The sequence below is a fragment of the Streptomyces sp. NPDC094147 genome (assembly GCF_044764265.1).
In the GTDB taxonomy this organism is placed as follows: domain Bacteria; phylum Actinomycetota; class Actinomycetes; order Streptomycetales; family Streptomycetaceae; genus Streptomyces.
The window spans coordinates 1-18,086 of record NZ_JBIWHT010000048.1 but is presented as its reverse complement, the minus strand read 5'-3'; the positions used below and the strand labels follow the sequence as shown (position 1 = coordinate 18,086).

The following is an 18,086-nucleotide window of genomic DNA, read 5'->3' as shown; positions in this document are numbered from 1 at the left end:
GCTGCTTCGACATGGCCAGCACTTCTGAAAACCCCGCAGCCGCCAACGACGCGGAGGAGCACGGAAATCTCTACGTGCAGGCATTCAATTCCGGTGACATTGCGACCCTGGATCGCATGTACACCGAGGACGCAATCTCCGTATGGGAGCCGGGAAACCCTCTCTCCGGTCAGGCCCGTAAGGACGCGCTCCGCGAGTTCATCGCGCTCAAGCCGAAGATGACCGCCAAGCTGCGCGAGTCGCACATCACCGGCGACACGGCCCTGCTGGTCGTGGACTGGTCGATCGACGTCACGACGCCGGAGGGGGACCAGCACCTGACGGGCACCGGCCTCGACGTGCTGCGTCGCGGTCCGGACGGCGGCTGGCTGTTCGCCGTCGACAACCCTTTCAGCGAGGGCTAGTCCAGGCGATTGCCACTCGGTTACCGAACATCGGAAAGGGAGAAACGATGACGACGCCCGACGTCGAATCGGCGTCCGTACTGGACGCAGTGAAGGCCATCGTCCCGAAGCTCCGGGACAATGGCGCGGAGGCCGAGGACCGGCGCTGGATACCGGACGAGAACATCGAACTGCTGGAGAAGGCGGGAGTGTTCCGGCTCGGGGTGCCCCGGCGGTTCGGCGGGATCGAAGCCTCCCTCGCCGACCAGATCGCGGTGGTCGCCGAGATCTCCCGCGGCTGCGGCTCGACCGGCTGGGTGGCGGGTGCCTGGGTGCAGGGAGCCTGGGTGGCCACGCTCTACCCGGACGACGTCCAGGAGGAGATCTTCGCGGACGGCGCCGTCCGCATCTCGGGCGGTCTCGCGCCGACCGCCACCATGGCCCACGCCGAGGGCGGATATGTGCTCAACGGCAGCTGGAACTTCAACACCGGCTGCCGAGGCGCCCGTTGGAACTTCGTGGCCGCGCTCCTGGAGCACCCCGGCGGCGAGTTCGAGCCGGTCTACGCGCTCGTCCCGATGGACGAACTGACGGTCGCCGACGACTGGGACGTCACCGCGGCCATCGGCACCGGCAGCTTCACCACCACGGCCAAGGACGTCTTCGTCCCCGCCCGCCGGGTCGCCGGCGCCGAGCAGTTGGTCACCGGCACCACCGGGGGGCGCTCCAACACCGGTGCCACCGGCCGCAATTACGGCCTCATCACCTATGTGACGGCCGTATCCGCCGCTGTGTACGTCGGTATCGCCAAGGGCGCCTTCGAGGCGTTCATCGAGCGGGTGCCGGGGCGTGGCATCACGTACACGAACTGGACCGACCAGAGCCAGCACCCGCTCACCCAGATCCATGTGGCGGGCGCCGCCAACCGGATCACGGCGGCCAGGGCCCTCATCGACGGCTTCGTACGGGTCCTGCAGGAGCGGGCCGACGCGGGCGAGCACCCCTCGGTGGCGGACAGCGTCACCGTGCGCGGCGAGTCCGGCTTCGCGATCCAACTGGCCAAGGAGTCGGTCGAGACGCTGCACGACGTCACGGGTGCCTCCGCGCTGTCCCGCAAGGAGCCCTTCCAGCGCTTCTACCGGGACATCGAGGGCCTGTCCCGGCACGGCATGATGACGCCGCTCACCAACCTGGAACTTCACGGGCGGTTCCTGCTCGGGCTCGACCCCGACACGCTCTTCCTCTGATCCCCGGCTTCTCGCCGGCAGCCGGCGGCCCAGCCGCCGATCCCCGACACACCGCCACATTCCGCGGACGGCTCCGCCAGGCACGAGCCTGCTGGAGCCGTCCGCTCCGTACGCCACCTCACTTCCAGAATCCGATGGGGGAACCGTGAACAACGGCACCACTCCGGCCGCTCAGAGATCAGCCACCAGCGCACTGCCGCGGCGCAGGGTCCTACAGGTCGCCGGCCTGACCGCGCTCGCCGGCGCGGCAGGCCTGGCCGGCCCGGGTCTGACCATGGCCCACGCCGACAACAGCCGGTCCTCGACGAAGGACGCCTATGACGCCATCGTCATAGGCGCCGGTTTCGCCGGGGTCACCGCGGCCCGTGAGCTGCGGGCCAAGGGCCTGCGCCCGCTGATCCTCGAAGCACGCGACCGGATAGGCGGCCGCACCTGGACGGCCGACTTCAACGGCACCGGTGTGGAGATGGGCGGAGAGTCCGTCGACGTGAAGCAGCCGTACGTGTGGAAGGAGGTCCAGCGCTACCAGATCCCGCTCGGGACGAGCCTGGGCGCGGACCGCATGTACTTCCCGACCGCGACCGGAGGGTTCGCCCCGATCCCGCCGGCGGACGTGGTGCCGCGGTTGAAGAGCCTGTTCACGCCGCTCTTCGACGGGTCCCAGGACTACTTCCCGCGCCCTTTCGAGCCGCTGTACCGGCGGGACCTGGTCCAGAAGGTCGATCAGCTGTCGATGCGTGACCGCCTGAACCAGCTGCGGCTGTCCCCCGCGGACGAGCTCTGGGTCAGCGGCTCCCTGGGCGGTCTGTCGGGCGGCTCCAGCAAGCGCGGGGCGTTCTCGATGCTCGCGCAGTCCTGGGCGTTGTCCGGGTACACCTTCGAGGGCTATCTGAGCGTCAACACGTACCACCCGGCAGCGGGCACCAGCACGCTGATCAAGGCCATGCTGGCCGACGCCAAGGCCGATCTGCGGCTGAACACCCCCGTCGCCAAGGTCGAGCAGACGGGCGGCCAGGTGCGGGTCACGACCCGCACCGGCCAGGTCTTCACCGCGCCGGTCGCCGTCCTCGCGGTGCCGGTCAACGTCTGGAAGAACATCACGTTCGCCCCCGCGCTGCCGGCCGAGTACGTGACCGTCTCCCGTGCGGGCATCGGCGTGCCCAACGTCCAGAAGCTGTGGCTGAGCGTCAAGGGCGTGCCGGGCCGGTTCGCGACGAACCCGGCGGAGGGCGCGGCGCTCGGCGCGGTCCGTCCGCACTCCCAACTCGCCGACGGCAGCACGCTCATGTTCGCCTTCGCCTACGACCCGAAGTTCAACGGGAACGACCGCGCCCAGGTCCAGAGCGCCTTGGAGAAGGTCGTGCCGGGTGTCGAGGTCACCGCCGTCAAGGCGCACAGCTGGGCCGCCGACCCGTTCGCGCTGGGCGGCTGGGCATGCCGCCAGCCCGGCATGCTGACCGGTCCCTTCAGCTCGATCCAGAAGCCGCAGGGCCGGCTGTCGTTCGCGACCAGCGACATAGCGAACGGCTGGAGCGGCTACATCGACGGTGCCATCGAGTCCGGGATCACCGCCGCCGGCCAGGCGGCCGCGCTGCTCGCGGGTCGGCACTCGGCGGCGCGGTAGCCGCGGGCACCCCGTCCCCCAATCGGCCGGGCGTCTCCGTCGCCCGCGCCGGGACGGCTCGCCCTCCTCCTGAAAACGCCTGTGGGCGCCCCCCGGACGAATCCGGCGGGCGCCCACAGGCCGTGGCGCGGTGGGTCACACGGAGGCCGTGAGCCCCAGGTCGACAGGGAGCTCCTGGTGTCCGTTGGTGATGAACGACTCCATCGGGAGCAGCTGCTCCGACGGCTTGGCGAGGGACATGGCCGGGAAACGCGCGAAGAGGGCGGGGAGCGCGATCTCCACCTCCATGCGGGCCAGCGGAGCGCCGACGCAGTAGTGCACGCCGTGGCCGAACTGGATGTGGTCACGGCGCGTGGGACGCCTGATGTCGAAGCTGTCGGCGGTCTCACCGTGCACCAGCGGGTCGCGGCCCGACGCCGCGAACGAGATCATGATGGCCTCGCCCTTGGCGATGGTCACCTGGTCCGAGATCTCGATGTCCTCGACGGCATACCGCAGCGGCATGTTGGCGAACGGGGCCTCCAGTCGTACGGTCTCGTCGATCACGTCCTCCCAGGCTGCCGAGCCGTTCCGCAGGAGCTCGACCTGGTCGGGGTGGGCGAGCAGGCTGTGGATGGACTGGTCGAGGAGGTTGGCGGTGGTCTCGTGTCCGGCGGTGAACATCAGCAGGACGGTGTCGACCAGCTCCTGCTCCGAAAGGCCGGCTCCCGCTTCGTCGTCCCGGGCCGCGATCAGGGCGCTCACCAGATCGTCGGCGGGCTCCGTGCGCTTGAGGGCTATCAGTTCGAGCAGCAGCTCGTAGCCCCGCTCCGCGTAGCGGGCCGTCTCCTCGGGCGAGTCCTGGCTGGTCATCCACGCGCCGATGGCGGCCAGCAGCTCGTGGCGGATCCGGTCGGGTACGCCGAGGAGTTCGGAGATGACCTGGGTCGGCAGGGCGTACGCCAGCTCCAGGCGCAGGTCCACCGGCCCGCGCTGCCCCTTGGCCTCGATGTCGTCGAGGAGGGCGGCGGTGATGGCCTCGATGCGCGGGCGCAGCAACTGGGTGCGGCGGGCGGTGAAGGCCTTGGCGACCAGCTTGCGCAGCCGGCGGTGCTCGTCACCGTACGACGTGATCATGTTCCGGTCGGCGATCCACATGGCCATCGACCAGTTCTTGGCGAGCTCGCCCTCGCCGTTCTCCCAGGCCGGCCAGTGCCGGTAGGCGTCGCGGGAGACCCGGGGGTCGGTCAGCAGCTGCTTGATCAGGGCGGTGTCCGTGACGGCCCAGACCATGACGCCGCCGGGCAGTTCCACCTGGGTGGCCGGCCCCTGCTTCCGGAGCAGGGCGGCCTCTCCCTGGATGTCGCTGCCGACGGGATCCATGACGTATGGGCAGGACGGAGTGGTCATGAGTGTTCCCCCTGAATGGGCGAGTGGGACGCTCCCGCTGAGCGCCGGGGCTCGTTCAGCCTAGGGACGAGCCTGTAACTGCGGGTTCACCAACCGCTCTTCGCGGTGGACGGCCGGTCGGGGGCGAGGCGCCGCGGCGGGGCGGCGACGGTCCGGCGCCGGGACAGTTCCCTTCCGGTCAGCGGCTGGACGGGTGGGACGCGCTCGGAGGCGCGCAGCCGGCCCGGCCTGGCCATCACCGACTCCAGGGTGTCGAGCGTCGACCTCAACTCGTCGATGGCACCGCTGATGCGGGTGCGTTCCTCGTCCAGAACCTCGGCGAGGTGGGAACAGAGCGGAGCCCGCTCGTCATCCCCGTCCGCCCGGCAGGGCCGGACAAGGCAGGGCAGTACGTCGGCGATGGTCGCGGTGCTGAGCCCGGCGCCCTGGAGTTCTCGGATGCGGAGCACCTGGTGCACATCCGCCTCGGCGTACTCGCGGTACCCGCTGGGCCGTCGCAGCGGTCGCAGCAGGCCCTGCTCCTCGTAGTAGCGAAGCGCCCGATGGGTGATCCCGGTCCGCTGGGACAGTTCACCGATCCGCATGTGACCCGTGCCACATCGCATTGACCTTCGCGTCGGCGTGAGAGTCTAGCATCGGCGACATGACGACTCATCAACTCCCTTATGATGCACGGCAATTACCGGTTACGGTCCTCGGGCTCGGCCCCATGGGGCTGGCGCTCGCCACCGCCTTCCTCGACCACGGCCACCCCACGACCGTATGGAACCGGACCGCGGCCAAGGCCGACTCGCTGGTGCCACGCGGTGCCCGGATCGCGGCCACGGCCGCCGAGGCAGTCGCGGCGAGCCCGCTGACGGTGGTGTGCGTGCTCGACTACGCGGCGGTGCGCTCGATCATCGCCCCGGCGGCCGACGCCCTCAAGGGCCGGGCGGTGGTCAACCTCACCGCCGACTCGCCCGACCAGGCCCGCGCCATGGCGGCCTGGGCGGCAGGGCAGGGCATCGACTACTTGGACGGGGCCATCGTGACCCCGACCACCACCATCGGCGGTCCGGGGGCCGCGGTCCTCTACAGCGGCCCCCAGACGGTGTTCGCCGCCCACCGGCCGACCCTGTCGTCGATCGGCGGGACCAGCCTGCACCTCGGCACGGACGCCGGCCGGGCAGCGAGCTACGAGGTAGCGCTCCTGGACATCTTCTGGACAACCATGAGCGGTGTCACGCACGCCCTCGCGCTCGCCCGCGCCGAGGGCGTCGAACTCCGGGAGCTGGCCCCGCTCGTCCGGTCCGGCATGCAGGCGCTGCCGGACATCGCGGCGGGCTACGCGGAGCGGATCGCGGCGGGCGAGCACCCCGGCGACCGCTCCAGCATCCTGTCGGCGGCGGCCGGGATGGAGCACGTCATCCACGCGGCCAGGGTGCACGGGCTCAACACCCAAGTCCTCGGCTCTGCCTGGGACATCACCCGCCGGGCCGTGGACGCGGGCCACGGCGACGAGGGCTTCTCGCGGATGGCGGACCTTCTCACCGCGGAGCCCGGCGCAACGGCCGAGCCCGAGCAGGACCCGGCGTAGCACGGCCGACGGGGACACGACAGCCGCTCCTGTCTCAAGGAGCGGTCCGGCGGAATTGCCCGTCGAAGAACAGCAGTCCGTCCCGGCCGGGTCCGGGAGTCGAGCTCAGCACCCTGCCCACGAACACCGAGTGGTCCCCGGCGTCGTAGGACTCGCTGAGCTCGCACTCCAGCCAGCCGAGTGCTCCCTTGAGCAGCGGCGCGCCGGTGTGCGGCCCCGGCCGCCAGTCGACGGCATCGAACTGGGCAGGACCCAGGGGACGTTCCTTGTCCGCGAAGTAGCGCGCCTGGTCCTCCTGGTCCGCCCCCATGATGGACACGGCGAAGTTCCGTTCGGCCAGGAGCGCCCGATGCATCACCGCACTGTGGGCGACACAGCACAGCAGCAGCGGCGGATCCAGCGACACCGAGCTGAACGCGTTGGCCGTCATGCCGTGGATGTGGTCCCCACCGACGGAGAGCACGATGACGCCGGTCGCGAACCGGGACATCACCTCGCGCATCGCGGCGGGCTCGAGGATTGGCACCATTGGCCCGTTGCTGGACATGACTGCAACGTATCCGCGCCTGCCGCTGTCACACCCACCGCAAGGTCATGCACCGCTAACCGGTGCCCCGCCCCGCGCGCTTACCGCTTCATGACCACACGCTGGGACGAGAATTCGGTACGCGCCCCTATGGTCGCCCCCATGACCTCACACACTCCTCAACTCGAGCTCGCCGAACCGATGATGCTGCAATGGCTCTCGATGCTCGGCGTCGATGTCGAGTACGTCCAGGGCGAGGGGAACACGCTCCACTATCTCGACGCGCAGGGCGAGCGGGCGTCCGTCATCGACTACGCCGGCGGGTACGGCGCACTCATCCTCGGGCACAACCATCCCGAAATCGTCGCCACCGCACGGGATTTCCTGGACGCGGGCACCCCGGTTCTGGCCCAGGCCTCCCGGCAGGCCGCGGCGAGCAGGCTCGCCGCCACGCTGAGCGGCATCGTGCAGCGCGAGTTCGGCGTCGACGAGCCGTACTTCTCGGTGTTCTCCAACAGCGGCGCCGAGTCCGTCGAAGTGGCCCTGAAGCACGCCGAGTTCGACCGGATCCTGAAGATACGAGCGCTCGGTGAGGAGATCACCGCGCACATCGACACGGCACGCAAGGCCCTCGCGGAAGCCGGCGCGAAGGTGGCGGACACGGCCTTCGAAGCGCTGGGCATCGCGCCCGCCGACCGGTCGGCGGGCGCGGTCGGCTTCGAACGGCTGGTGGCCGAGGTGGAGCGGCTCAATGCCGGGCGCACCGCGCGGCCGCCGCTCTTCCTCGCGATGGAGGGCTCGTTCCACGGCAAGCTGGTGGGCAGCGTCCAGCTGACGCACAACGCCGCCTTCCGTACCCCGTTCGCGGCCATGGCTCCCCGGGCCCGGTTCATCCCCTTCGACCGGCCACAGGCCCTGACGGAGATCTTCGAGGAGGAGCGCGGCACGGTCTTCGACGTGGTCGTCGAGGGCGGCGAGATCACCGTGGCCGAGCGGGACTTCCCCGTCTTCGGCGCGTTCGTCCTCGAAGTGATCCAGGGCGAGGGCGGCATCAAAGTGGTCGGGGAGGCTCTGGCCGCGGAGATCCAGCGGGCCTGCGCCACCGTCGACTGCCCCATCGTCGTCGACGAGATCCAGAGCGGCATGGGCCGCACCGGCGCCTTCTTCGCCAGCTCGCTGATCAACCTGCGGGCGGACTACTACACCCTGGCCAAGAGCCTCGGCGGGGGCATCGCCAAGACAGCCGTCACGCTGGTGCGCTCCTGCCGGTACCGGCAGGAGTTCGAGCTCGTGCACAGTTCGACCTTCGCGAAGGACACCTTCTCCTCGACCATCGCCCTGAAGGTCCTCGAACTCATCGAGGCCGAGGACGGCCGGGTGTACCGACTGGCGCGGCAGTGGGGCGACCGGCTCATCGCGCTGTTCGGCGCGCTGCGCGAGGAGTTCCCCACCGTGGTCAAGGACGTCCGGGGCAAGGGCCTGATGCTCGGTCTCGAATTCCACGACCAGTCGGGTTCGGACGTCCAGGGCCTGCGGGAGGCCGCCCTGACCGACACCTTCGGGTACGTCGTCTCGGGCTATCTCTTCCGCGCCCACGGCATCCGGACCTTCCCCACCGCGAGCGCCGTGAACACCCTGCGCTTCGAGCCGTCGGTGCTGCTGACCGATGCCGAGGTCGACCGGCTGGAGGCCGCTCTGCGGGAGCTGTGCGGCATCCTGCGCGACCAGGACGCCCAGCGGTTCTTCGGCGTGTGAGAGGGGTACCGGTCATGGGCGGCGAATGGTTCCGGCGTTACGGCACCGACGCGGTCGGGGCACCCCTGATGTACTGCTTCCCGCACGCGGGTGGCGCGGCCAGCGCGTACATCCCGCTCTCCCGGGCCCTGTCCCCCGCCGTCGAGGTGTGGTCGGTGCAGTACCCGGGCCGGCAGGAGCGCCGGCGGGAGGAACCCGTGCGCGACCTCGGTGAACTGGCCGCGCTGATCGCGGATCAGGTCCAACGGGAGGCCGGGAGGCCGTACGCGTTCTTCGGCCACAGCATGGGCGCCGTCGTCGCGTTCGAAGCGGCCCGCCTGCTGGCAGGACGCAAGGCCCAGGGGCCCGTGCACCTCTTCGTGTCGGGGCGCTCCGCCCCGTCGGCGGGCCCGCGCCGCAGTGACCTGCTCAAGGGAGACTCCGAGCTGCGGGCCGAGATGCGCCGGCTCGGCGGCACGGCCGGCCGAGTGCTCGACGACCCCGAGCTGATGGACATGGTGATGCCGGCGCTGCGTGCCGACTACCAGGCGCTGTCCGGCTACCGCTGGGCGCCGGGGCAGCCGCTGGACTGCCCGATCACCGTGCTGGTGGGAGACAGCGACCCGGTCGTCACTCTCGACGAGGCCGCGGCCTGGGGGCAGTTGACCACGCGTCCCGCCGTGATGCGGGCCTTCCCCGGCGGTCACTTCTATCTCGACGACCACATCGGCGAGGTCGCCGGGGCGGTTGCGGCGGGACTCGGCCTCGAACCGCCGGTCGCGGCGGCCCGCTGAGCCCGGCCGCCCCAGCCACGCAATCCGGTCCGGTCCCGCGGTGTGTGACCGCGGGACCGGACCGGAGGACGACGCCGGGAGGGCGGTTGCGCTAGGCCCGTCCACCGCCGGACAGCATCGGGCCGCCCTGGGTCACACAGCGGACGGCGTTCCCGGTGAAGAAGCGTCCCGGGGCACTCATCCTGAGCAGGGTGCGGATGTACTGGCGCCGTTCGTCGGGCCGGTCGCCCGCACTCGCGCACAGCCGCCGGTTGAACCACCGGGTCGCCCCCTTCTGCTCACTGCGTGCGGGCGAGAGGAGGTAGTCGATGAGCTGGTCCACCGCGGCGTCCGAGAGCGCCTCCAGGGTGATCGTGGTGACGTGCTGCTTGCCGCCGCCCCAGTCGGGGCGCCGCCGCAGCAGCTCCGGCCGGGCGGAGGCGACCACCAGCACCGGCACCCGGGACAGGTCGGCCAGTCCGCTGACGAAGTCGACCAGCTCGTCGTCGGCCCCGTGCAGATCGTCGACGACCAGGACCAGCGGCTGGTCAAGGACGGTCCGCTCCAGGAACTGCCGCCACGAGGTGAGCTCCAACTGCGTGTCGTACATGATGAGTTCGCCGACCGAGGGGTCGACGTACGGGCCGAGGCACTCCAGCAGCCGGGCCACCCGGGACTCGTCGTCGACCAGCCGCCGAATGGTGCCGATCAGCTTCTCCATCGCCTGCTGGGGCGAGTCGGCGGGCTGGATCGAGCAGATGGCGTTGATCATGTGACGCTGCACGGCGTGCACCGGGCTCAGGCCGCCGTACGCGTCCCCGGGCCGCACCCGGAACCGGGCCAGGTACGAGCGGTCGGCGATCTGCTGCTCGAACTCGGTGAGGAAACGCGTCTTGCCGGTCCCCGCGTCCCCGAGGACGGTCACCAGGTGCGAGGTGGAACGGTGCCGGGTGCGCTCCACGAGCCCCCGCAGCAGATCGAGTTCGTACTCGCGCTCCACGGTCGGCATGGAGTCCTTGCCCATGTCCTCCCGGCGGATGCCCTGGACCGTCCACTCCCCGTCCTCGATCCGGCGGTAGGCGACCGTGGCCTCGGTGGCGTGTCGGGTGGTCTCGCAGGCCCGGATCTCGCCCCTCCCGGCGGTGGACAGCAGCGCGTGGCAGCGGTCCAGCAGGCTGCCGGAGATCGACAACGGGCCGTCTCCCTGGGCCCGGTAGCGCACCAGGGCCTCGCCGGTGACCACGGCGGCACGGAACGACAATCCCTGCTGCAGACGCATGGCAGGGGCGCTGTTCTCGTCGGCTCGAAGTTCGTCACAGATGGTCAGGGCGGCCATCACCGCCCGCTCGGCCCCGTCCTCGCACTCCCCCTGGGCCCCGAAGAACGCGATGGACACCGAGCCGATGGTCGCGCTGACGGTGCCACCGAAGTGCTCGATGTTCTCCCTGATCCGCAGGGCGAGCTCTTCGAGCATCTCGTCCATGTCGGGCGGGTCGATGCCGGCCGCCTCGGGGCCGAGCCGGGGCTGGACCAGGAGCGCGCTCACGGACTTCCGCTCACCACGCGCGCCGCGCCGGCCCTGCGCCGGCCCCGCCCCCGCGGTGACCGGAGCGCTCGCTCCGCCGGGCAGTACGACCAGCTCCCGCAGCGGTGGTGTCTCCTGCGGTGCGGCCTTCAACCCGCCGAGTCGAGTGGGTGGTTGGGGCAAGGTGCCGGGTAACGGCTCGCCCGCGTGCTCTGCCGCGGACGGGCGCGCGGCCGACGGGTGGTGCCCGACGCCCTGGTCCGGACCGGCCGGTCGGGGCGTGCGGACAGCCGGTTGAAGCGTGCGGGCAGGTGGTTGGGGTGTGCGGACAACGTCCGGCCCCACGGCGGTCTCCGGTGCGAGGGGCGCGGCGGGCGCCGCCTCGCGCATCCCAGCCGCCTGGTTCAGGATCACCGCGCCGTGCTCGGCGGGTCCGCCGTGGCCGACCATGGTGGGCGAGGTGAGCGCGGGGTCGTGGGCAAGGATCGCGTGCTGCAACGTCTGCAGCTCCCGGCCGGGTTCGAGTCCGAGCTCCTCCACCAGCGCGGCGCGCACTCTGCTGTAGACATTGAGGGCGTCCGCTTGGCGTCCGCTGCGGTAGAGCGCCAGCATCAGCTGTCCGGAGGACCGCTCCCGCAGCTCCATGCTCTCGACCATGGCTTCCAGCTCGCCCAGCACCGCAAGATGGCGTCCGCAGGCCAGTTCGGCTTCGAAGTAGTCCTCCATCGCGGCCCATTGGGCGTTCTGGGCGGCGGACAGCTCCGGCCAGTTGATGCCGGCCTCGACGAGGTCCGCGAGGACCGGACCCCGCCACAGCGCCAGCGCCTCCCGCAGGATCTGCGCGGCCCGCTCCGGTTCACCGGCCACCAGCGCCTCACGCCCGGCATCCACCTGCCGCTGGAACCGGAACAGGTCGACGTCGTCCGGGTGGACGGTCAGCTTGTACCCGGGTGCCTGGGTCACCAGCACCGTCAGCTCGTCGGGCCCCTCGGGCTTCGAGAGGACCCGCCGCAGGCCCCACACGGCGTTCTGCAGAATTTTCCGCGCCGACATCGGGGCGTCATCAATGGACCATAAAGCATTCACCAGTTGACTTGTCGCCACTACGCGGTTGGCCTGCAACAGCAGATAGCCGAGGGTTGCTCTTTGCTTGGTCCCGCCGAGCACCAGGGAACAGCGGTCGTCGAATACTTCCATGGGCCCCAAGATCCGAAACTGCACTTCTTCCCCCTAGTACGATCCGCAACGTACACGCCATTTGGCACTAACCAGACATGAGTGGGAGGTATCGGAAGTGGCGCAAAGAAGGAGGCTGCAAGCGGGACATCGGATGGCGAGGGAAGGGCGGGTCAGACCCTTGACATCCCATCCCCCCACGTGAGCTCCCTATCCCCACAGACAGCGGCAGCGGTCCCCCGACCGGCCCTACGACAGGCGCCAACTTCAGGGTAAGCACTAACTTTGAGGAAAGCAATGATCTTTGGGTCAAGATGCATGCAACCACCCGCCGCGTATGGCCGAAACCCAACGGGAACCCGACCGGGACCCTCCGAGACATCGCCACCCATCAACAGGTAATCCCCAGCTCACCATTACTCGCAGAATGCGAAGTTACCGTCCCGTTACTAGGTCGCGAACACCTTCTGCCAGGCTTTTCGCAGCCTTCACACGGCTCACCACGGATGACACCACTGGAGAGTTGGGAGCAACAACCACCATGAGCGATGGCCCGGGATTCGACATACCGGAAGACCCTCACAAGCAGAACGAGCTCTTCGTCCGCATTTTCAACGAGGGCAACGGCGCCCTGTACGACTCGATGTACACCAGCGACGCGATCTCGAACATCTCCGGCAGCCCCCTCACCGGTGCCGAACGCACGCAGTTCTTCAAGGACTTCCTGGCCACCGGCCCGAAGATCAACTCCAAGGTGCTCCAGACCTACACGACCGGCGACACCTCGCTGCTCATCGTGGACTACAGCCTGGACATCCCCGGCGAGAACGGGGATGTGATGAACATCCACGGGACCTGCACAGACGTGCTGATCCGTGACGACAACGGGGAGTGGCGGCTCGCCATCGACCGGCCGGTCGCCGACACGCACGCCGCATAACTCCCGCCCGGAATACCGCGTTCCACATCAGTACCGGCTGGGCCCCTGTATCGGCAATTCGAACCCTGCCGGAACAGGGGCCTCTCTTCATTTCGCCCACCGGGTTTTCCGTTCCGGTCAGAGCGGGCAATTACCGTGCCATGAGTGAGATTTGAAGGACGTGTACCACCGTACGGGTAGTGTCATTCGAGCGGCTTGACATCCAGCGCCGCACCGCCGACACACCGAATATTTCACGGAAAGGGCGTGCCCATGGATCACATTTCCGAAGCCGTGCGGATGAGCACAGTCGATGCAGGCGACTTTCCACTTCCGCTGGTGCCGAGCAATGCCGAAATCCTGATCACCGTCCTCTCTCTTGCTTCGGCAACCGTCTGGCCTCCGACGAGTCCCCGTTCCGGCCGAGAGGGCTGACCGATGACGATCATCACGCCCGACCGGCCGGTGGCCGAGATACATACCCTCCCCGACGCCTTGCGACTACGAAGAGAGAAGCAGCCGGACGAGACGGCCTACGTCTTTCTCCGCGATGGTGAGGAACCCAAGGAGTCGCTCACCTATCGGAATCTCGACGATGCCGCCCGCGTTCGGGCCGCAGCTTTTGAGACAGCCGATCTGGCCGGCGGGAACGCGGTCCTGCTCTACCCGTCCGGGCTGGAGTTCATCCGCACCCTCGTGGGTTGCATGTACGCGGGAGTGGCCGGCGCCCCTGTCCAGGTTCCCCGCCGCCGCCAAGGCGTAGAGCGGCTGCGGCGCATCGCCGACGACGCCGCCACCACTACGGTGCTGACCACCGCCGAGGTCAAGCGGGACCTCGAAGAGCGCTTCGGCGACTGCCCGGAACTGGCCGGACTGACCCTGATCGACACCGAGGCGCTGACCGCACCGCCGGCCGTCGATCCGGCCCGCTATGAGTTCCGCGCCCCACGCCCCGAGGACATCGCCCTGCTCCAGTACACCTCCGGCTCCACCGGGGACCCCAAGGGCGTGATGGTGACGCACGGCAACTTCCTGAGCAATGTGGTGGAGACGGACGAGCTGTGGCCGTGCGAGCCCGACGGGACCGTGGTCTCCTGGCTTCCGCTCTTCCACGACATGGGCATGCTCTTCGGCGTGGTACTCCCCCTGTGGGCGGGAGTGCCGTCCTATCTGATGGCCCCGGAGTCCTTCATCCGCAGGCCCGCGCGCTGGCTGGAGGCAATCTCCCGCTTCCGCGGCACCCACTCGGCGGCCCCCAGCTTCGCGTACGAACTGTGCGCGCGCGCCGCCGAGGAGGGCAAAACCGCGAACGTGGGTGACCTGTCCAGCTGGCGGGTCGCGGCCAACGGCGCCGAGCCGGTCCGCTGGCGGGCCGTCCGCGCGTTCACCGAGGCGTTCGCCGCGAACGGCTTCAACCCCCGTGCCATGGCGCCGGGTTACGGACTCGCCGAGAACACGCTCAAGGCCACCGGCAGCCCGCAGGACCGTGAACCGACCGTCCTGTGGCTCTCGACGCGGGCGCTGGGCGAGGGCCGGATCGAGCTCCTCGGCGAGGGCGCCGAGGGCGCGACACCGGTGGTCGGCAGCGGCGTGCCCGTCCTGGACACCCGCGTGCGCATCGTCGCCCCCGCCACCCGCGCACTGTGCCCACCCGACCGGGTCGGTGAGATCTGGGTGAGCGGACCGTGCGTGGCCGCGGGGTACCTGGGCCGCCCCGAAGCAAGCGAGGAGACCTTCCGCGCCCGGCTGCGGGGCTCCGCCCCCGCCTCGGACGAGACCCATCTACGCACCGGCGACCTCGGCTTCCTGCACGACGGCGAGTTGTACGTCACCGGGCGCATCAAGGACGTACTGATCCGCAACGGCCGCAACTACTACCCGCAGGACATCGAGCTGTCCGCCGAGGCCGCGGCGCCCGGACTGCATCCCAACTGCGCCGCCGCCTTCTCCGTCGACGACGGCGCCGAGGAGCGCCTGGTGGTGCTCGTCGAGGCGGACGGCCGGGTGCTCAGGGCACCCGGTGAACAGGCGCTGCGCCGGCGGGTGCGTGCCGCGATCCGGGAGAACCATCGGCTGGAGGCCGACGTCGTACTCGTCGTCCGCCGCGGCGCGCTCTCCAAGACGTCCAGCGGCAAGGTGCAGCGCCGCGCCTGCCGGCAGCGGTACGAGGACGGAGCGCTGGACTCGTTCGTCGTACCCCCTGCCGGATCCGCGCAGGTGGCGCGATGATCACGAAACCACTGCGCGCGACGCCGGCCGTCTCGGGTTCGCGGATCGTCGGCATTGGCGCCTACCGGCCGGCCAGAGTGGTCGGCAACGACGAGATCTGCGCCCGCATCGACTCCAGCGACGAGTGGATTCGCCGCCGCTCCGGAATCGTCAGCCGACGCTTCGCCGCCGATGACGAGACCGTGATCTCGATGGCCGCCGAAGCCGCCGTGAAGGCGATGGCCCACGCCGGTGTCGACCCGGCGGACATCGGGATGGTCCTGCTGGCGTCCATGTCCCATCTGGAGCAGGCCCCCGCCGCCGCGCCCCGGGTGGCCCATCGGATCGGCTCGCACGCGGCGGCGGCCACCGACATCGGGGCGGCCTGCGCCGGGTTCTGCTACGCGCTGGCGCTCGCCGACTCGCTCGTGCGCTCCGGCTCCGTCCGCCACGTCCTGGTCATCGGCGCCGAGAAGATGAGCGACATCATCGACCCCGAGGACCGGGGCACGGCCTTCATCTTCGGTGACGGTGCGGGCGCCGCCGTCGTGGGCCCCGCCGAGACCCCGGGGATCGGCCCCGTGGTGTGGGGCGCCGACGGAGAGCGGCACGGGCTCATCGCCCACGACCGCAGCTGGCTGGACACTCGCGAGGGACAGGGTCCTTGGCCCGTGCTGCGCATGGCCGGCCCCGAGGTGTTCCGCTGGGCGACCCGGCAGGTGCCGGAGATCTCGCGGCAGGCGCTGGACGCGGCCGGCGTCACGGTCCACGACCTGGCGGCGTTCATCCCGCACCAGGCCAACGAGCGGATCGTGGACTCCACCGCCAAGGCGCTCCGCCTCGCCCCGCACACGGTCGTGGCCAAGGGCATCGTCGACTCCGGCAACACCTCGGCCGCCTCGGTCCCGCTCGCCATGGACAGCCTGCTGTCCCAGGGCGCCGTGCCGTCCGGCAGTCACGCGCTCCTGGTCGGCTTCGGCGCCGGCCTGGTGCACGCGGCACAGGTGGTGACCCTGCCATGACCCGTCCCGAGGGAACATCCGGGCACTCAGCACGTACAGGAGCGGCAATGCCGGTCGACGGCGGCAATGGCACGACCCAGCAACGGCTGGACGAACTGGCCCGACGACGCGCCCAGTTGGCCGATCCCTACGATCCGCGAGCAGTTGAACGCCAGCGCATCAAGGGCAAGTTGACCGCGCGCGAACGCATCGCTGCACTGCTCGACCCCGGCTCCTTCGTCGAGCTCGACGCACTGGCCCGCCATCGCAGCCACAACTTCGGCATGGAGCGCGAGCGCCCGCCGGGCGACGGCGTCATCACCGGGTACGGCACCGTCGACGGCCGCCAAGTCTGCCTGTTCGCCCAGGACTTCACCGTCTTCGGCGGCTCGTTGGGCGAGGTGTACGGCGAGAAGATCATCAAGGTCCTCGACTTCGCCCTGCGCACCGGCACTCCCATCATCGGCATCAACGACTCGGGCGGCGCCCGCATCCAGGAGGGCGTGGTGTCACTGGCCCTCTACGCCGAGCTGGTCAAGCGTCATGTGGAGGCCTCGGGCGTGGTCCCGCAGATCTCCCTGATGACCGGCCCCTGCGCCGGAGGTGCCGTGTACGCCCCCGCCATCACCGACTTCGTGGTCATGGTCGACGGAATCTCGCACATGTTCGTGACCGGGCCCGAGGTGCTGCGCACGGTCACCGGCCAAGACGTCGACCGCGAGGAGCTGGGCGGCGCGTACAGCCACAACACCGTCTCCGGCAACGCCCACTACCTGGCTGCCGACGAGAAGGACGCCTTCGAGTACGTACGGCAGCTGCTCGGACACCTGCCGTCCAACAACATGGAGGACCCGCCGGTCTACGCGGAAACCGGGCGGCTGGACGTCGTCACCGAGGCGGACCTGGCCCTGGACAGCCTGATCCCCGACGACCGCAACCAGCCCTACGACATGCTCCGCCTCGTGCACGCCGTCCTCGACGACGGTGAACTGCTGGAGGTGCAGCCGCTGTTCGCGCGGAACATCATCTGTGGTTTCGGGCGCGTCGAGGGCCGCAGTGTGGGCATCGTCGCCAACCAGCCGACCTTCATGGCCGGAGTACTGGACATCGACGCCAGCGAGAAGGCGGCCCGCTTCATCCGCACGTGTGACGCGTTCCACGTGCCGATCCTCACGTTCGTGGACGTCCCTGGCTTCATGCCCTCGCTGGAACAGGAGCAGGGCGGCATCATCCGCCGCGGCGCGAAGCTGATCTACGCGTACGCGGAGGCGACGGTGCCCATGGTCACCATCGTCACCAGGAAGGCGTACGGCGGCGGTTACGGTGTCATGGGCTCCAAGCACCTGGGCACCGACATCAACCTGGCCTGGCCGACCGCCGAGATCGCGGTGATGGGCGGCGAGAGCGCCGTCAGCGTGCTGCACCGCCGCACCCTGGAGAAGGCGGAGAACCCGGCCGCCGAGCGGGAGCGACTGCGCGCCGAGTACGAGCAGGCACTGTGCAACCCGTACGTGGCCGCCGAGCGCGGCTACGTCGATGTGGTGATCATGCCGCACGAGACTCGGCAACAGGTGGCCGGCGCACTGTGGGCGCTGCGCGACAAGCGGGTCACCCGGCTCGCGCGCAAGCACGGGAACATCCCGCTGTGAGCGGGCCCGCCGCAGGCCACGTACAGGTCGTACGGGGCAGGCCGACCCCGGAGGAACTGGCGGCCGCGCTGGTGGCGTTGCGGGCGCTCGCCGTGGCCCGCCAGAGCGAAACAGAGAGCGGGCACGCCGTACGCCGCCGACCGCGCCTGGACGCGCTGCGACGCCAGCCGGAGCAGCGCGGCCAGGGGGCCTGGCGCAGGAGCGCCTGGCGATGACCGGACGTCGGGCTTGTGAACCATCAGGGCAGGCAGGGGAGAGAAACGTCGTGCGCAAGGTGCTCATCGCCAACCGTGGCGAAATCGCTGTCCGTGTTGCGCGGGCCTGCCGGGATGCCGGAATCGCGAGCGTAGCCGTCT

At 69.9% G+C, this 18,086-nt stretch carries 16 protein-coding genes; 12 read left to right on the top strand and 4 right to left on the bottom strand.

Annotated features, from left to right (window positions below):
- The first annotated feature begins 11 nt into the window (after positions 1-11).
- The 3 genes from ACIQ8J_RS33935 (at position 12) to ACIQ8J_RS33925 (ending at position 3,254) form a co-directional block, all read left to right on the top strand.
- Positions 12-404, top strand: a complete 393-nt coding sequence (locus ACIQ8J_RS33935; RefSeq protein WP_403277693.1) for a YybH family protein — start codon at positions 12-14, stop codon at positions 402-404.
- A 47-nt stretch (positions 405-451) separates the two neighbouring features.
- Positions 452-1,630 (top strand): acyl-CoA dehydrogenase family protein, encoded by a 1,179-nt coding sequence (locus ACIQ8J_RS33930; RefSeq protein WP_403277692.1) that lies wholly within the window; start codon positions 452-454, stop codon positions 1,628-1,630.
- 145 nt (positions 1,631-1,775) lie between these two features.
- Positions 1,776-3,254 carry a flavin monoamine oxidase family protein gene (locus tag ACIQ8J_RS33925; protein WP_403277691.1) on the top strand — a complete coding sequence of 493 codons (1,479 nt, stop codon included), beginning with the start codon at positions 1,776-1,778 and terminating at the stop codon, positions 3,252-3,254.
- Between the two features lie 135 nt (positions 3,255-3,389).
- Here ACIQ8J_RS33925 and ACIQ8J_RS33920 read toward each other — a convergent pair whose 3' ends face one another.
- Together ACIQ8J_RS33920 and ACIQ8J_RS33915 are read right to left on the bottom strand one after the other, a co-directional pair.
- Positions 3,390-4,643, bottom strand: coding sequence for a cytochrome P450 (locus tag ACIQ8J_RS33920; RefSeq protein WP_403277690.1), 1,254 nt, complete (start codon positions 4,641-4,643; stop codon positions 3,390-3,392).
- An 86-nt stretch (positions 4,644-4,729) separates the two neighbouring features.
- Positions 4,730-5,227 (bottom strand): MerR family transcriptional regulator, encoded by a 498-nt coding sequence (locus tag ACIQ8J_RS33915; protein WP_403277689.1) that lies wholly within the window; start codon positions 5,225-5,227, stop codon positions 4,730-4,732.
- Positions 5,228-5,286: 59 nt separating this feature from the next.
- On the opposite strand from ACIQ8J_RS33915, the gene ACIQ8J_RS33910 reads away from it, so the two are divergent.
- Positions 5,287-6,219: an NAD(P)-dependent oxidoreductase gene (locus ACIQ8J_RS33910; protein ID WP_403277688.1), complete on the top strand. Its 933-nt coding sequence runs from the start codon at positions 5,287-5,289 to the stop codon at positions 6,217-6,219.
- Between the two features lie 34 nt (positions 6,220-6,253).
- Here ACIQ8J_RS33910 and ACIQ8J_RS33905 read toward each other — a convergent pair whose 3' ends face one another.
- On the bottom strand, positions 6,254-6,748 hold the full coding sequence (locus ACIQ8J_RS33905; protein ID WP_403277687.1) for a flavin reductase family protein: 495 nt from the start codon (positions 6,746-6,748) through the stop codon (positions 6,254-6,256).
- A gap of 159 nt (positions 6,749-6,907) precedes the next feature.
- Here ACIQ8J_RS33905 and ACIQ8J_RS33900 point away from each other — a divergent pair, with 159 nt between their 5' ends.
- Positions 6,908-8,500 carry an aspartate aminotransferase family protein gene (locus ACIQ8J_RS33900; RefSeq protein ID WP_403277686.1) on the top strand — a complete coding sequence of 531 codons (1,593 nt, stop codon included), beginning with the start codon at positions 6,908-6,910 and terminating at the stop codon, positions 8,498-8,500.
- Between the two features lie 14 nt (positions 8,501-8,514).
- A complete protein-coding gene (locus tag ACIQ8J_RS33895; protein ID WP_403277685.1) occupies positions 8,515-9,273 on the top strand; it encodes a thioesterase II family protein in 759 nt (252 codons plus the stop codon).
- A 91-nt stretch (positions 9,274-9,364) separates the two neighbouring features.
- On the opposite strand, the gene ACIQ8J_RS33890 is transcribed toward ACIQ8J_RS33895, so the two are convergent.
- Positions 9,365-11,974, bottom strand: coding sequence for a BTAD domain-containing putative transcriptional regulator (locus ACIQ8J_RS33890; protein WP_403277684.1), 2,610 nt, complete (start codon positions 11,972-11,974; stop codon positions 9,365-9,367).
- A 520-nt stretch (positions 11,975-12,494) separates the two neighbouring features.
- Between ACIQ8J_RS33890 and ACIQ8J_RS33885 the strand changes: the two genes are divergently transcribed.
- The 6 genes from ACIQ8J_RS33885 to ACIQ8J_RS33860 all read left to right on the top strand — a co-directional run.
- Positions 12,495-12,893: a YybH family protein gene (locus ACIQ8J_RS33885; RefSeq protein ID WP_403277683.1), complete on the top strand. Its 399-nt coding sequence runs from the start codon at positions 12,495-12,497 to the stop codon at positions 12,891-12,893.
- Positions 12,894-13,367: 474 nt separating this feature from the next.
- Complete coding sequence (locus ACIQ8J_RS33880; protein WP_403608066.1) at positions 13,368-15,101, top strand: fatty acyl-AMP ligase; 1,734 nt, start codon at positions 13,368-13,370, stop codon at positions 15,099-15,101.
- Positions 15,098-16,102: a beta-ketoacyl-ACP synthase III gene (locus ACIQ8J_RS33875; RefSeq protein WP_403277681.1), complete on the top strand. Its 1,005-nt coding sequence runs from the start codon at positions 15,098-15,100 to the stop codon at positions 16,100-16,102. Before ACIQ8J_RS33880 ends, ACIQ8J_RS33875 begins: the two co-directional genes overlap by 4 nt.
- Positions 16,103-16,149: 47 nt before the next feature.
- Positions 16,150-17,730 (top strand): acyl-CoA carboxylase subunit beta, encoded by a 1,581-nt coding sequence (locus ACIQ8J_RS33870; protein WP_403277680.1) that lies wholly within the window; start codon positions 16,150-16,152, stop codon positions 17,728-17,730.
- Complete coding sequence (locus ACIQ8J_RS33865) at positions 17,727-17,945, top strand: acyl-CoA carboxylase epsilon subunit (protein WP_403277678.1); 219 nt, start codon at positions 17,727-17,729, stop codon at positions 17,943-17,945. Before ACIQ8J_RS33870 ends, ACIQ8J_RS33865 begins: the two co-directional genes overlap by 4 nt.
- Positions 17,946-17,995: 50 nt before the next feature.
- Positions 17,996-18,086: biotin carboxylase N-terminal domain-containing protein (locus ACIQ8J_RS33860; RefSeq protein WP_308427085.1), on the top strand; the 91-nt coding region annotated here is incomplete at its 3' end.